The 13890-nt window shown below is 45.3% G+C and carries 15 protein-coding genes; 9 read left to right on the top strand and 6 right to left on the bottom strand.

Translation table 11 applies throughout. The features are described from left to right. Positions 1-67 precede the first annotated feature (67 nt). Together CEQ32_RS14460 and CEQ32_RS14455 are read right to left on the bottom strand one after the other, a co-directional pair. A complete protein-coding gene (locus tag CEQ32_RS14460) occupies positions 68-1504 on the bottom strand; it encodes a disulfide bond formation protein B (protein WP_069453795.1) in 1437 nt (478 codons plus the stop codon). 210 nt (positions 1505-1714) lie between these two features. Then, the gene (locus CEQ32_RS14455; RefSeq protein ID WP_037429252.1) at positions 1715-2677 is read right to left on the bottom strand and encodes a LysR family transcriptional regulator; all 963 of its coding nucleotides are present in this window, start codon (positions 2675-2677) and stop codon (positions 1715-1717) included. Positions 2678-3142: 465 nt separating this feature from the next. Here CEQ32_RS14455 and CEQ32_RS14450 point away from each other — a divergent pair, with 465 nt between their 5' ends. The 4 genes from CEQ32_RS14450 (at position 3143) to CEQ32_RS14435 (ending at position 6788) form a co-directional block, all read left to right on the top strand. Beyond that, entirely contained in the window at positions 3143-3493 is a 351-nt protein-coding gene (locus tag CEQ32_RS14450; protein ID WP_037429250.1) for a YkvA family protein, read from the top strand. Positions 3494-3664: 171 nt separating this feature from the next. Continuing rightward, complete coding sequence (locus CEQ32_RS14445) at positions 3665-5062, top strand: hypothetical protein (protein ID WP_088586262.1); 1398 nt, start codon at positions 3665-3667, stop codon at positions 5060-5062. Between the two features lies 1 nt (position 5063). After that, positions 5064-6101: an acyltransferase family protein gene (locus CEQ32_RS14440; protein ID WP_088586261.1), complete on the top strand. Its 1038-nt coding sequence runs from the start codon at positions 5064-5066 to the stop codon at positions 6099-6101. 129 nt (positions 6102-6230) lie between these two features. Then, positions 6231-6788 carry a hypothetical protein gene (locus CEQ32_RS14435; RefSeq protein ID WP_050991370.1) on the top strand — a complete coding sequence of 186 codons (558 nt, stop codon included), beginning with the start codon at positions 6231-6233 and terminating at the stop codon, positions 6786-6788. Between the two features lie 72 nt (positions 6789-6860). Here the strand turns inward: CEQ32_RS14435 and CEQ32_RS14430 are convergent, their stop codons facing one another. The 4 genes from CEQ32_RS14430 to CEQ32_RS14415 form a co-directional block, all read right to left on the bottom strand. Beyond that, positions 6861-7442 (bottom strand): lipid-binding SYLF domain-containing protein, encoded by a 582-nt coding sequence (locus CEQ32_RS14430; protein ID WP_088586260.1) that lies wholly within the window; start codon positions 7440-7442, stop codon positions 6861-6863. Positions 7443-7578: 136 nt separating this feature from the next. Continuing rightward, on the bottom strand, positions 7579-8511 hold the full coding sequence (locus CEQ32_RS14425; protein ID WP_088586259.1) for a hypothetical protein: 933 nt from the start codon (positions 8509-8511) through the stop codon (positions 7579-7581). 54 nt (positions 8512-8565) lie between these two features. Continuing rightward, positions 8566-8967, bottom strand: coding sequence for a nitrous oxide-stimulated promoter family protein (locus CEQ32_RS14420; protein WP_037413759.1), 402 nt, complete (start codon positions 8965-8967; stop codon positions 8566-8568). Positions 8968-9071: 104 nt separating this feature from the next. Continuing rightward, positions 9072-9431: a DsrE/DsrF/TusD sulfur relay family protein gene (locus tag CEQ32_RS14415; protein WP_037413757.1), complete on the bottom strand. Its 360-nt coding sequence runs from the start codon at positions 9429-9431 to the stop codon at positions 9072-9074. A 253-nt stretch (positions 9432-9684) separates the two neighbouring features. Between CEQ32_RS14415 and CEQ32_RS14410 the strand changes: the two genes are divergently transcribed. The 5 genes from CEQ32_RS14410 to CEQ32_RS14390 all read left to right on the top strand — a co-directional run bounded on the left by CEQ32_RS14410 (position 9685) and on the right by CEQ32_RS14390 (position 13880). Next, entirely contained in the window at positions 9685-10503 is an 819-nt protein-coding gene (locus CEQ32_RS14410; RefSeq protein ID WP_037413755.1) for a hypothetical protein, read from the top strand. A gap of 227 nt (positions 10504-10730) precedes the next feature. Continuing rightward, positions 10731-11042, top strand: a complete 312-nt coding sequence (locus CEQ32_RS14405) for a hypothetical protein (protein WP_181159772.1) — start codon at positions 10731-10733, stop codon at positions 11040-11042. 11 nt (positions 11043-11053) lie between these two features. Further along, on the top strand, positions 11054-12508 hold the full coding sequence (locus CEQ32_RS14400; protein WP_069453790.1) for a protein adenylyltransferase SelO: 1455 nt from the start codon (positions 11054-11056) through the stop codon (positions 12506-12508). An 11-nt stretch (positions 12509-12519) separates the two neighbouring features. Beyond that, complete coding sequence (locus CEQ32_RS14395; RefSeq protein WP_088586257.1) at positions 12520-12813, top strand: DUF3630 family protein; 294 nt, start codon at positions 12520-12522, stop codon at positions 12811-12813. A gap of 29 nt (positions 12814-12842) precedes the next feature. Next, positions 12843-13880 (top strand): serine/threonine protein kinase, encoded by a 1038-nt coding sequence (locus tag CEQ32_RS14390; protein ID WP_069453788.1) that lies wholly within the window; start codon positions 12843-12845, stop codon positions 13878-13880. Positions 13881-13890 lie beyond the last annotated feature (10 nt).

Genomic DNA, 13890 nt, shown 5'->3' with positions numbered 1-13890 from the left:
TTGGCTTTGTGCCTTTTATATCGCCGGGGAACCGGCATGCCCCGAGAGAATCTCAGGGCGAAATTACTTACATCACATAGGTTTGCAGTTGGTTTTGCCCATTGATCAGGCTGATGGTCAACAGTTTGCCATCCTGTACTAACAGTCCTTGCGGATTGTTCGTGCCAGCCAGTTTGGCCATAGGTGTTACTTCGCCAGTAAGCAGATTGAGCTTAAGTACCTCGCTGCCGTCATTGTTGAGGATCCAAGCTTGCTCGCCTTGAACGCTGATGCCTGTTACTTGAGGTAGTGCAGGGAGTCCTTGTAAATTTGATTCGGCAGAGAGCGTCATATCTGTGCGGTCAAAGCGTGATAACACTAAGTGTTCGTTGAGTGCATCGCGGGTCGTAACCGTGACAAATTGTGCGAGTGTGCTGCTGTAACCCAATGCCAAGCTGTAGCTGGTTTTAGCGCGTACCGTGCTGAACTGGCCGCGAGCGGTTTCACCTATGCCATCGCTACTTTGGTTGAAGCGGCGATAGTTCATTTCCCAGTTTTGTGTTGGATCGAGCGTTAATTCCGCCCAAGCTTTATTGAAGCCCATCACCAGCAAGCTGTTGGCGGAAGTAAAGGCAACCCCATGAAGCGTTTCAATATGCAGCATATACATGCCGTCAATCTGCGCTTTACTGAGAATTTGCATTTTCTTATCAAGGATATAGACCCAATTATCTGTTGTCGTCAGAGCATAAACTCCCGCATCGGCCTGATAGTCAATGGCAGTCACTCGTCCACTTATCTCCGATGGCAGCACTTGTTCAGCGACTAATTTCGCTCTAGGAGCCTTAGCAAATAGCGGTTCTGTTGGTTGCCAAGTCTCAATATCAGGATTATCAATGGCGTAAGCACCGCGAGCATTAGGTGCATAAGTTGGCCAGTGGTCGAGTTCCCAACTCATGTATTGAGGATTAAAAGAGACTCGGCCAGGGCTATCTTGACCTACGAAGGGAAGGGGGCCCGTTTGCGTAAAGGCTTGGACAATATTGCCACTGATCACGACTAGGAATATCCCACAGGCAACCTTAGGAAGCGTATCGAGTGGTTGCTTGCCGTAGCCGTTATTCGGGAACTTATTGCCAAGTGTGAGCATGAGTAATGCCACCACAATAAGCACGACGACAAACACGAATAACGCCCAAGTATAGGTATGAGCGCCCATGATTTTCAGTGAAAAACCTTGGCCAATATCACTGCCTAAATTGATCGAGGTATGAACTGAGGCCATAAAGGCACCATATATTCCAAGCCAAACTAACGCGGCGATATATTTAGGTTTTAGGCCAAAGCGAACGATATAGAGGGCAGTTAGCGCCACTAAGATCATGGCTGTACGTTCTTGCCAGCAGAAAGCACAAGGGTTATCTAAATAAATAAATCCGAAAATAAAACAAGCAATACCAACGGGTAATGCCATGATAATAATAGAAGCAAATGAAGCTAGCTTGTTAAATAAATGCTCTTTCATGGTAGCCCTTTAGTAATTGCCGATAGGAAGTAAAATGCCCCAAGACATCATTATCCAAATGAAGAAACTTAACCCAATGCAACCAAATAATAATTTGTCTGCGAGCGACTCTTTTTCTGGTTTTTTTAACACCAGATAAGCGGCAAATGCCGTGATGCAAAAAAGTGTGAACTCCATTAACTACCTCTTTATTGACGTGTGACTTATCTCTTAATTAGCTGAGGCTAATCGCCATTCTCTCTCTAATCCATAAACGAGTTTTGATTTAACCCAGTTGAATGCTGGTGAGTTATTTATATTTCCATAGAGAATGTAATTTCCAACTGCTCTTTGTTCACTGCGGATTTCTTTAATATCGTTAATCATTTCATCTGTTAATCTTCGATAATTAACCGAGGGAATCATGTCGACAAATTGACGAGTAAATTGATTACAACTTAACGTGATGCTGTTAGATTGAGCGAGCATTTGCATGGCGGTTGCTACACTGTCGGTATAACCCGCCACATCCATTTGTAATCCATTGTCACGACAAAGATTAACCAATAGCGGACAACTGAGATCGTTATAGTTATCAATCTCTAACAGTGGATAGTTTGATAGTTGTTCCAATGACATTTCACCCTCAAGAATGGGGTGGTTATGATTGGCTAAGATGTATATATCTCCGGTTTCTGAAAATATTTCATTATTGAGGCGACTATCATCGAAGCCTTCGTACACAACAACAAAATCAATATCACCTGTAATAAGTTCATTGTTGCAGTCATGACTTAAACTACGAACATCAAATCTAAGATTGGGTGCTTCTGGTTGAATATAATTAGCGATTACTTTATGTACGGCATAAACGAATTCATCGTAGGCGCGTATTACAAAATGACCGCCTGACTCACTAGGAGTAAAAACAGAATGTTGACGTTCGAGTAGTTGATATTGTTCAACAAGATACTTAGCGTGCGGAATGAGCTCTTCTAACTTTTTAGTTGGAATTAATCCATGTGATTTACGAATGAATAGTGAGTCCATGAATATATCGCGTAGTGCATTTAATGTACGCGTGACGTTACAGTTTGATAGACCAAGCTCTGTAGCCGCGATATTACCTTGACCATGTTTATAGACGGAAAGTAACACTCTAAGCTGAAGATAATTCAGATTATCTATTTTCATGTTTAGTAAACTCTTTGCAATATTTACTTATTACTATGAGTTCTTTGTAGGCTTGTTGCCAAGATTAATGTGGCATTATGTTCTGGTTAATTCTGTTATTTATGAGTTTCATCCTGTTTTTAAGCGATTGAAATAATCTTATTTCTGATGATGAAATTTAATTTTTCTGGGTTTTATGAGTGAATGTGTGAATAGGGTCAAATATAAAGTTGAAAGATATATCGATGTAAATATTTGTGATGTTTGTACTTGTGTTATCTATTAGTGTGTCGTAGAAGGTTAATCGGGCTAAATAACAGTCAATATGAAAATGTGATATGAGATTGAATGTTTGCTTTATTCTTGAACAAAAGTGTGATTAGTTATTCGTAATACTCGGGGTTTGCTAGTTTGGAAAGGTAATGTGGATAGCAGTATTCAGGTTACGTTTAAATGGCACATTTTATCAGAGGGGGGGAGAGGTTTATGGCCGAGGAAGCATTTACTGAAACTGGTTTTTGGAACAAAATCAAAATGTTTGGTCGCCAGGCTGGGCGTGAGGTGGTTGAGCGTGCTTTGTGGCTTTACTATGCTGCACAAAAGCCTAATACACCTACGTGGGCCAAGTCGGTAATTTTTGGGGCCTTGGCGTATTTTATCTCGCCTTTAGATGCGATTCCCGATTTAACGCCGTTAGTCGGTTTTACTGATGATTTAGGGGCGTTAGCGGCGGCGTTGACTATGGTAACGCTTTATATTGATGATGAGGTTAAATCACTGGCTGCGGCTAAGTTAGCGTTGTGGTTTGGCGATGAGCCGACAACGCCTAAATCCTGATATCTCTGAGCATTAAACCTTAAAAATATGATTTTATTAGTGGTTAATGAAGATGAGTTGGCTTAGTTTTTTGAGGGTAAAAAAATTTTCTGTTAAACGTTTCACTATTACGCAATTGCGCTATATGCTAGCGCTGTTTTGTGAACCCATTGTGTGTGTTTAGGCAAATAAATGAAAAATATTATGGTGGTGATCCTGTGGTTGATAGGAGTCTCTGCCGCCACTCCCGTGTTCGCCGATAAGGCCTCGCCAGAACAACTCGCTCGTCTGTACCTCGATTTTATGGCTCAAACTAGTCGTCAGAGTGAAACTCTGTGGCCGGGATTTCGTCTCGACGATAAAGTCCACCTCTTCAGCTATGCGGGCAGTGTTTGGTTACGTCAGCCCGGTGGTGAGATTATTAAAGACAACAGTGTGTTAGAGTCAGTTAACCTTCACTCTGGTCTATCAGTTAATTTTGGTTTTCCTCAGTATCAAGGGTTGGCTGGTGTGCTGATCCAGCTCGAGTCGCCGACGATTCAATTTGATAGTACGACAAAAACTGCCGATTTGCCTTTCGTGATTTGGGCTGGCAATAGCGTGCATGAGGCGTTTCATTTTTACGCTCAATCCGAGTGGCGTGTATTAGAGGACGCTCGCCGCTATGAAGGGGAGGTCTACCCGCTTAATTTTGATGCGCGCTATTACCGTCTTCAGTTATTCAACTCGCTCATGTCAGCCTTAAAACAGCCCGAGCAACAAGCATTGTACTTAGGCCATGCTGCTTACTGGTTGCAGGCATGGCGTCAAACGGCGCCTAACGAAGATAAAGTCAGTTATGTGAGTGATTTAGTCGAAGGCAGTGCAAAATACGTTGAGTTGATTGCGGGCGCGCGCTTCCTGAGCCAAAACCAAACCTATCTCGGTTATCAACAGATACTGCTGCAATATGTGCAGGATTATTATCAACAGCAGCAAATGCTTGGCGGTTGGACGGCCGAAGCTGAGAATATCGGCGCACTTGCGGGAATACTGTTAGATAGCACTCAAGATGGCTATGTGTGGAAAGAGTCAGTGATGTCGGGCATGTTGCCTGTGGATTTACTACTGGGTCGCATTAAGCCGATTACTCCACCGGTTGGGCAAAATAGTGCACAGAAGAAACGTCTGCAAGATATGCTGGCTTACTATCCGTCGACTGACCAAAAATTGGCTCAGCTGTTGCGAGATGTGCAGGACCCCAAGGTGCCACTATTGGTCATGCCGAGCGTGAGCGATAGCAGTAGTTTTATGGATGTGGGGGAAGTTCGTTCCGGGTTTTATGTCGTGCCTTATCAAGAGGAAATGACTCAGGCTTATTTAGGGATGAGTGTGCAATTTAGTAACTTAAATGTCAGTGGTAGCCCCTTGTTGGATGTGCCTTTGCAAAATTATTGTGAGGGCATTGAAGCCGCAACTCTGTTACCTTTGGGGTTTACCTTCCAACGCGAAGGTCAGTATCTGGTGTTTAATGAGCCGGAAATCCACGGAACAATAAGGGTTTCTGCAAGTGTTGTTGAGGGAAGAACCCTCTACTGTGCGATGAATTAATATGAGAAAAAATCAGCTCGAATTTACCTACATGCGCGGCATTGCGATTATTTTTATCGTGCTTGGGCATAGTATTTACAACTCTGGGGAAGGGTTTCCGTCATTGCTGGAAAATTTACTCAGAGGTGGCACGGCGCTGTTCGTGTTTATCTCTGGCTATTTTTTCCATCGGATTTTTTATAAGGACTTCGATTACGGTAAGTTCATGAAGAATAAAGTGCAAAATGTGCTTTATCCCTTCTTAGTGGTTTCTGCTGTTGGCTTATTCTGCTTGAGTTTGCGCTGGATTTTTATGGAGCATCAGCCACTTGAACAGTTGTTGCTCAGTATTTTTTATACCGTACGGAATGGTTACATCTTGTACCCGCATTGGTATATCCCTTTTATCATGGCAGTGTTTTTATTGTCGCCAGTATTTTTATGGTTTATTCGCTGCTCACAGCAAATGCGTTGGACGCTATTTGTACTGAGTTGTGTGGTGGCCATTTTGCTCCACAGACCCATAGGCAACGTTAACTTTATTCATTCAGTCGTTTATTTTATGCCTTTCTATTTGATTGGTATTTTATATTCCCAAGATGAACATATTGTGATGCGCTATGGCTCGATTTTGAGTGCATTAGCAGGGATTTTCCTTGTTGTGAGTTTGGTTGAACAGAGTTACATAGTGCAGCACATTGGTAACTACCATAAAGCGCCGTTTGAATATAACGGCATCGACTGGCAGTTTATCCAAAAACTGAGCCTGTGTGTGTTGGTGCTTAACTTCTGTGATTGGCTGTCAAAACGTAGTCGCTTACCTTGGCTTATCGAAATCGCCGAAATGAGTTTTGCGATTTTCTTTATCCATCCGCTGTTCGATATGTTGTTTAATACCACTGCAACGATATTCCGTTTCCGTTTTCCGCCTGGGTCTGCTATCACGAGTATTCTGTTCTCGGCCGCGATTTTTCTCTTCCTGATGGTGGGTAGTATTATCACGGCACGCTTTATCAAAAAACGTTTAGGTAACCGTTCTCGTCTTTACATCGGTTGGTAATCCTTCACAAGTACAGGGGAATTAAGTTTAAATTTATTCCCCTGTGTTAGCGTGTTTTGCATTGAATTTCCCATGGAAAACATAATGCAAACTATCACCTTAGCACGTCTTGGAATTGTCGGCCTATGGATGGCAACGCCAGTATTTGCCAATGCGACTCCCAAACCTGCACTTGCCATAGAACAAGAGACTTTCTTCAATCAATTAGCCGCCCATTGCGGTAAAGCGTTTGCGGGTAAAGTCGTCTCAAAGGACAGCGCCGATGCGGCTTTTCGTGATAAAGCGCTGGTGATGCATGTGCGCGAATGCAGCGATACTGAGCTGAAAATCCCATTCCATGTGGGAGACGACCACTCCCGTACTTGGGTGATCACTAAAACGGAACAGGGGTTAAGGCTAAAGCACGATCACCGCCATCAAGATGGGACTGAAGATAAAGTCACTATGTATGGTGGCGATACCGCCAGTATGGGAACCAGTCAAAAGCAATCATTTCCCATCGATCAGGCATCGATTGATAACTTTATGCAAAATGGCCTAACCCAGTCTGTCACCAATGTGTGGCATATAGAAGTTACGCCAAACACCTTCAGTTATTTACTCACTCGGGAAGCCCGTCATTTTCAAGTGGATTTTGATCTAACCCAACCGCAGCCTTTCCCGCCAGTTCCTTGGGGACATGAGTAGGTTAAAGCGTAATTAAAACAAAACCTCTGAGCTTTTCGAGTTCAGAGGTTTTCTGGAAGCGGTCTTGTAATCTTAGTTAGCCCTAGGCTCGAAGGTAAAAGATTGTCCCGCCAGTGCGGCTTCAAACATTAGTCCACCCTTGGCAACGGTAAAGACTGCCATGCCATTGATATAGGCTGCGGTAGCAGATTGATTACCACCGGCTTGACCTGCACCTGCCGAGTTGCCTGTGGTGCCCGCTTTGGCGTTAGCGCCCATATTAATGGCAACGGCGGAGGCTTGGGCATCAAACTCAAAACTGCCACTGGTGAACTCATTGTAGGATTTGGCATCTTTAAAGAAGATGATTTCACTATAGGCTTGTCCACCTAATTGAAATCCAATAGATAGCTGGGTTAGGCTGGAGTCTCCCATATATTGTCCCGCTTGAAAAACCCGACCTTTGCCGTAGGCGGCGCCAATACCAATTCCACCTTTGCCAACTGTTGGAAAGAGGGCGTAGCCATAGGCGGTATCAAAAAATTTGCGGGTTTCCTTGGCTTGGTGAAAATTTTTTAAAGCCTCAGTGTAACTATCATCTGCTTGCGCAGCTGGTGTCAGTAAGCTGGCAATCAAGCAGGTCGATGCGACAACAAAAGATAAAATTGATTTCATGGCGTTCCTCCTTAAGTCTTGGTTCCATCAGACTACCCTTTGTTGTCACAAATGACAGCCTAAAGCTGCGTTAATGTCAGCTCGGATTCAGTTTTTCAATAAGACATGCTGCCAGTTTTGATTGCTAAGCGATGGTTTAGTTCTGAGGTGTACTGGGCGTGGTAGTCGATTTTTCCTTGCTATCGTTCGATTCTTGCTGCAGTTGCTGAATAAATTCAAGCTCCTCGGGGGTGAGCACTCCTGAAGATGAAGATTCAACTTTGGGTTTAGGCACTGATAAATGGCCTTTCAAATACGCTGTGCGAGTGATCTGCTTTAGACCATAGGCGGCAAGTAAGTAGAAACTTAATAGTAAGCTTAAGCGGGGCAAGGCGTGGGATAAGGCTGAAAGCGAGTCGCCTAGATAAAAAGGCAGTACAACCACAAATACACGCAGTAGCCAGTTAAATAACATCGCTAAGGTTAGGCCAAATAACCAGCGGAAACGGATGAGTTTCAAGGTGTCCTGTGGTGCATCGCTCAATGGCGGTTGACTGACTTTATATTGTTTAAGTAGATGCCACAGAGCGACAAAATAGGCTGCTGTTTGAGTAAACAGCAACAACGGCATTGCTAAACTCCAGTGGCTGAAATCGATCGTCAGCGGATTATTAAAGAATTCAGCCTGAAACCAAATGGCGTTTTTATGTAAGTTGAGCCGCAAAGTAATATCTATAACTGCAAGCAGTAGTGTGATAATCGCCGGCCAATAATGCCATGAAAAACCAATTGGCTCAGTATGTTGCTCTAAACTGCGTTTGCAATAGAGGTAAAGCAGTGGCATGAGTAAAAAATAAATCGGGGCAAGCAAATTAAATAATATGTGGATAGGAATTGGCGTGTTATCACGGTTAAGCATTCCCGTCAGAAAATACAGTGCGATGAGACTTAGAAAAGCCGCCAATAGCTTTTGATTATTGTCCGAATGATAAAAGTAACGAATATAAATAGCTAACGCGAGGCAATGTAAGCCACCAAATAGGGATAACCACCAATAGGCTTGAGCAAAAAATGTATTAAATTCGTTCATTTTGTCACCTCGACGACCTGTTATATCAGGGAAATTCGAGGCGAAAAAGCATTCCTAGGTATTTTTCTGTGAAATAGCGATGCGTTGATGACGATTAGATGCGGCTTCGGGGACTGACGCAGGTACGGGATGACGCTCGGCCAGTAAGTGTTTGATTGCACGAATGGGATGCGGTAACAGCATTCTCGGCCCCGCGAAAATCATGATCTCTTTGACCTGCGCCTTTTGGGCGGGCTTGTAGCAATGCACTGGGCACTTATTGCACGTGGGCTTATCTTGCCCATAGGGACAACGGTCGAGGCGAACGGCTGCATACTCTAGCAGTGCTAAACATTCTTCACACAGGCCGGATGCCGTTTGGCCTTGGTGCTTAGCTTTGCAATAGATCTTCGCCATCGCGCTAATGGTTTGATGCTCGTAGCGCAGTTTGCCTGTGAGTAGGGCCGCTGAGTCCATGGGAATACCTTAGTCTGTTACTCGGATAATCCCATCATAAGCAGCGGCACTGGCTTGTTCAAAACGTAAGTGTCAATTTATGAAGATGCGCACAAAATAAGACTTTAAATGTGCATTACCTTATCGGCGGCCAGAGTCCAGCGGGTGAGATCCTGTAAGGTGCCAATTTCAGCGCCTTCGAGCAGCATATCCGTATTCACTCCCCGCGCTTGAGCGCAGGTTTTACACAGTAAAATCGGGACTTGCTGAGCACTAAGGATCTCAAACATTTGCTGCAAGTTATAGCTTAAATCAGGCGTTGTCTGCTGTTTGAGTGCCCCAAATACCGCATCTGACATTAAAAAGATTTTGAGATCAACATCTTGCTCGGTTTGATCCTTGAGGGCTAAAGCAATGCGCAGGCTGTTAAACAGTTTTTCTGTGCCGTATGGACTCGCGTGGGCAACAATAAGAATTTTTTGCATTAGGCTTTCCTTAATTTTTTGCAAACGGTCATAAACCTTAGCAGTCTAGCCGAATTGCTTATATCGATTTGCGTGCAAGATCGGATAAAACGGCATAAATACTTGATTTACACAGACACTATGGACTTTAATAGCGGTTAATCACTGCTCAACTTTTGGACAAAACTCCTTGTCAGTCGCAGACCACTGAGTCGTTCTGGCAAGCCAACTGCAATAGCTTCTAACAGGAAGCAGCCATAAAAGGTGAAGAAGAATGAAGGTCATTGTCGTTTTAATACTGATCGTTATCGGAGTGTTTTTATTTCGTCGTGCCCAGCGCTTGGCGAAGGAAGAGCAAGAGGCAATGATGGCAAAAAAAACAACTGAAATGACAAAGGATACTAATTCTTTCCCAGAAGTGGCTGAATCTACGCCCGAAGTTACTCCTCCAGTAAATAATACGCCTGAAGACGCTTCTGCTACTATGAAAGCGCCTGAGATTGAATTAATGCCGAGGGAAGAGGTGCATCAGCCTAGCCGCGCCGAAATCGTTGCAATAAGTGAAGATATTATCGATGTCGATATTCCCGCTGTGCCCAATGAAGACCCTGTGATTATCTTGGCCGACGCCTCCGCAAATATTGAGAAAGAGGCTGAAATCAAACCTGTATCCTCCGAGGCCGAAGGCCTTGCGACACCAGGCTCATGGGCGAATGTGACATTGCAGCGTGCGTTCGAAGGTTATCAAAGTGCAGAGACCGAACTTGCGCGCTATAACGCGTTACAGGATGTGATTGCAGAGTGTTATAAGCAGCGAAAATCGACTGACTATTTAGCCTATGGTGCAGCACTGTGTGAGCTTTATCTGGCATTATTCCACCGAGCGAATGCCACCAAGCCCAAACAGGTTGAGCTTAAAACCACAGGCTTTATGCAACTTGCAACATTATTAAATGATACTCAAGCCTTTAACGAAGCTATCGCGTTATGTCAGCAGGCTGTCTCACTTGGCTTAACCGATGGTACTGTCACAGGATTCGAAGGCCGGATCAGCCGTATTGAGAAGGCGCAGGCAAAAGCTGCAACTGCATAAAAGTGATAGTAAGAATGACTCTGTTGTCATGGCGTAAGGTTAAAGACTCTGGCATAAACTGGTTAATTCTAGCGCCTCAAATGCCCATAACCTAAAAGCGGTTATTTAACGGCTAAAAGCCGTGTAGAATCCGGAGACTTACCGCGCAAAAGGCGAACTAAGGTTCGCTTTTTTTATGAGCTATTTTTATGAAGTGTGTTGCGAGTTTATTGAATCAAATCGTCAAAATGAAATTACCCTTGGTTGTCTTATTTGCCAGCTTGGGCCTTGGGCTGACAGGTTGCACTAAAACCCCGGAATGGACGCTATTTTATTATCCGAAGGCGATCTCGCTGCCAACGACGCCGTTACAACCTGATGATATCAATGGTTATTACGACACTCTCGAACAATGCCAGCGCAAAGCCCATGGATTACAGCGTTTAACGGGGTCAGGTATGAGTGGCTTCGAGGCCAGCGGCGCCGGCGTATATCAATGTGGCCAGCAGTGTGAGTTGAACGATAAGTCCGTGCTGGTGTGCAAGCAGCTCACTCAATAGGGAATGTATTGATGAAGTTCAAACAGGATTTTTTCACCCAATTGCCTGAGTTTTATTCCCAAGTCTATCCGCAGGGCATTAGTAACCCCCATTGGCTCGCTTGGAGTGAAGATGCCGCGTCATTAATTGGCTTAAGTCAGCCAACAGATGGGTTATTACAGGGCTTATCGGGTAACGCGGCTGTTGAAGGTGCAAGCTATTATGCGCAGGTTTATAGCGGGCACCAGTTTGGTGGCTATACCCCTAGATTAGGCGATGGGCGCTCGATTATTCTCGGTGAAGCAATCGGCCCTAATGGTGCATGGGATGTGGCGCTCAAAGGCGGCGGACCGACCCCTTATTCTCGTCATGGTGATGGCAGAGCCGTAATGCGCTCTGCGGTGCGGGAGTTTCTCGTTTCTGAGGCATTGCACCATTTAGGTGTGCCAACGACCCGTGCCTTGGCGGTGATCGGCTCTGATATGCCCGTTTGGCGCGAGAGCCAAGAAACCGCAGCCATTACTGTGCGTTTGGCGCGCAGCCATATCCGTTTCGGTCATTTCGAATTTTTCTGCCATAGCGAGCGTGGTCAAGCCGATAAGCTGACGCAATTGCTCAACTTTACCTTGAAGCAGCATTATCCGCATTTGAGCTGCGATCTGGCGGGTTATAAAGCTTGGTTTTTACAGGTGGTGCAAGATACCGCCAAGATGATCGCCCATTGGCAGGCTATCGGTTTTGCCCACGGGGTGATGAACACCGATAATATGTCGATTCTTGGTGATAGTTTCGATTTTGGCCCGTTTGCCTTCCTCGATACCTTCCAAGAAGACTTTATTTGTAATCATTCCGATCCTGAAGGGCGTTATGCCTTTGGGCAGCAGCCCGGCATTGGGCTGTGGAACCTGCAACGTTTAGCGCAGGCGTTGACGCCTGTTATCCCGTCAGATGATTTAATTGCCGCTTTGAATCAATATCAACATGCTCTAGTGCAGCATTATTTGATGCTGATGCGCGCTAAGTTAGGACTCGCTGAGCGAGCGGATTCGACAGCCGAGCAGGATCAACAGGACTTAGAACTCATTGGCCGCTTTACCGTGTTGATGGAGAAAAATCAGCTGGATTACAGCAACACTTGGCGTCGATTTGGTCAGCTTGATCCTAGCAGTGTGCACACGCCTTTGCGGGATGATTTTATTGATCTCAACGAGTTCGATACTTGGTATCAGGCATATCAGGTGCGGCTTGGTAAGGTTACTGATGTTGAGGCGTGGCAGCAGGCGCGTAATAACATCAATCCCAAGTATATTTTGCGCAACTATTTGGCCCAAGAAGCGATTATCGCCGTTGAAGAAGGGGATCTTGCGCCGCTACAGCGTTTGCACCAAGTGTTGCGTCAACCGTTTAGCGAGCAAGCTGAGCATGACGATCTGGCCAAGCGTCCTCCGGATTGGGGGCAAGGGCTGATTATGTCGTGCAGTAGTTGATGGAAGTAAAGATGAAATTAAACGCCATTCAGTTAGATAGAGCCGCGTTAAGCTTAAGTGTGAGCGGTGATATCGATTTTGATCATTTCGAAACCTTTGCCGAGCCGTTAGCCCAGGCCTTAGATTGCCGCGTGCGCGAGCGTCAATGGGGAGCCGATCGTCATCAATGGTTATTGGAGTTTGAAGGTACACCACTTTGGCTCAATTATGAGTTTTACGGCAATATCTGTTGGCTGAGTGTGGAGCGTGAGGCTGATGTTGAGGTGCTAGAATACCTTGCCACGCTGTTAAGCCGCCACTTATGAGCGCGCCACCATTTAATGAGAGAGTTCCAATGAGCCTAGATACGTTAAATCAACACCAAAGTGCCATCGATAATGCTGATTCGGGGGCGGCCTTTGCTTTTCAAGCTCTAACACCGGATTTGATTTTAGATGCTATCGAAAGTCTTGGCATTTACCCTGAAACGGGTCTGCTTGCACTCAATAGCTACGAAAACCGCGTGTATCAATTTCGCAGTGATGAAGGGCGGCGCTATGTAGTGAAGTTTTATCGTCCAAATCGCTGGACCGATGCGCAAATTCAGGAGGAGCACGATTTTGCCCTCGCGCTTGCCGAGCAGGAAATCCCGATGGCGGTGCCAGCCTTAGTGCAAGGGCGTACCTTGCACCATTTCCAAGGTTTTCGGTTTGCACTGTTTCCTTCCATCGGTGGTCGAGCCTTTGAGGTCGATAATTTAGAACAGTTGGAATTTGTTGGCCGTTTTATCGGTCGTATACATCAGTACGGCGCGCAGTCGGTTTTTCATGCCCGCGAACCGCTCAATCCGCAAATCTTAGGCGATGAGCCTTTGGCGTGGTTGAAACAATCAGAATTAGTGCCGACTTCTCTACGGGTCGCCTTTTTCACTGTGGTCGAACAAGTGCTGGCGAAGGTCAACACCGTTTGGTCGCAGCAATGTTTCAAACCGATTCGCTTGCATGGCGATCTACACCCAGGGAATATTCTTTGGACACCCGATGGGCCGGGTTTTGTGGATTTAGACGATGCCCGCATGGGACCTGCCATTCAAGATTTATGGATGATGCTAACGGGGGATAGGGCGCAGCAGCAACTGCAACTCGAGGTATTGCTCGAAGCCTATGAGGAATTTTGTGAATTCGATACGCGGCAACTGGCGTTGATTGAACCCCTACGCGCATTACGGATGGTGCACTATAACGCTTGGATTGGCAGGCGTTGGCAAGATCCGGCTTTCCCTATGCATTTCCCATGGTTTGGGGATGAAAAGTATTGGGAGCAGCAGATTTTGGCATTTAAGGAGCAACTCGCGGCACTTAATGAACCACCGCTAAGTTTGATCCCTTATTAAATGTGTGAAC

The sequence above is a fragment of the Shewanella sp. FDAARGOS_354 genome, from assembly GCF_002209245.2.
Taxonomy (GTDB): domain Bacteria; phylum Pseudomonadota; class Gammaproteobacteria; order Enterobacterales; family Shewanellaceae; genus Shewanella; species Shewanella xiamenensis.
This window is presented reverse-complemented; position numbering and strand designations above follow the sequence as displayed.

Bases quoted from the DNA above. Each gene is read 5' to 3' on its own strand.
- CEQ32_RS14400 (WP_069453790.1), top strand. From the start codon at position 11,054: ATGAAGTTCAAACAGGATTTTTTCACCCAATTGCCTGAGTTTTATTCC.
- CEQ32_RS14440 (WP_088586261.1), top strand. From the start codon at position 5,064: ATGAGAAAAAATCAGCTCGAATTTACCTACATGCGCGGCATTGCGATT.
- CEQ32_RS14450 (WP_037429250.1), top strand. From the start codon at position 3,143: ATGGCCGAGGAAGCATTTACTGAAACTGGTTTTTGGAACAAAATCAAA.
- CEQ32_RS14455 (WP_037429252.1), bottom strand. From the start codon at position 2,677: ATGAAAATAGATAATCTGAATTATCTTCAGCTTAGAGTGTTACTTTCC.
- CEQ32_RS14445 (WP_088586262.1), top strand. From the start codon at position 3,665: ATGAAAAATATTATGGTGGTGATCCTGTGGTTGATAGGAGTCTCTGCC.
- CEQ32_RS14425 (WP_088586259.1), bottom strand. From the start codon at position 8,511: ATGAACGAATTTAATACATTTTTTGCTCAAGCCTATTGGTGGTTATCC.
- CEQ32_RS14390 (WP_069453788.1), top strand. From the start codon at position 12,843: ATGAGCCTAGATACGTTAAATCAACACCAAAGTGCCATCGATAATGCT.
- CEQ32_RS14415 (WP_037413757.1), bottom strand. From the start codon at position 9,431: ATGCAAAAAATTCTTATTGTTGCCCACGCGAGTCCATACGGCACAGAA.
- CEQ32_RS14420 (WP_037413759.1), bottom strand. From the start codon at position 8,967: ATGGACTCAGCGGCCCTACTCACAGGCAAACTGCGCTACGAGCATCAA.
- CEQ32_RS14430 (WP_088586260.1), bottom strand. From the start codon at position 7,442: ATGAAATCAATTTTATCTTTTGTTGTCGCATCGACCTGCTTGATTGCC.
- CEQ32_RS14410 (WP_037413755.1), top strand. From the start codon at position 9,685: ATGAAGGTCATTGTCGTTTTAATACTGATCGTTATCGGAGTGTTTTTA.
- CEQ32_RS14405 (WP_181159772.1), top strand. From the start codon at position 10,731: ATGAAATTACCCTTGGTTGTCTTATTTGCCAGCTTGGGCCTTGGGCTG.
- CEQ32_RS14435 (WP_050991370.1), top strand. From the start codon at position 6,231: ATGGCAACGCCAGTATTTGCCAATGCGACTCCCAAACCTGCACTTGCC.
- CEQ32_RS14460 (WP_069453795.1), bottom strand. From the start codon at position 1,504: ATGAAAGAGCATTTATTTAACAAGCTAGCTTCATTTGCTTCTATTATT.
- CEQ32_RS14395 (WP_088586257.1), top strand. From the start codon at position 12,520: ATGAAATTAAACGCCATTCAGTTAGATAGAGCCGCGTTAAGCTTAAGT.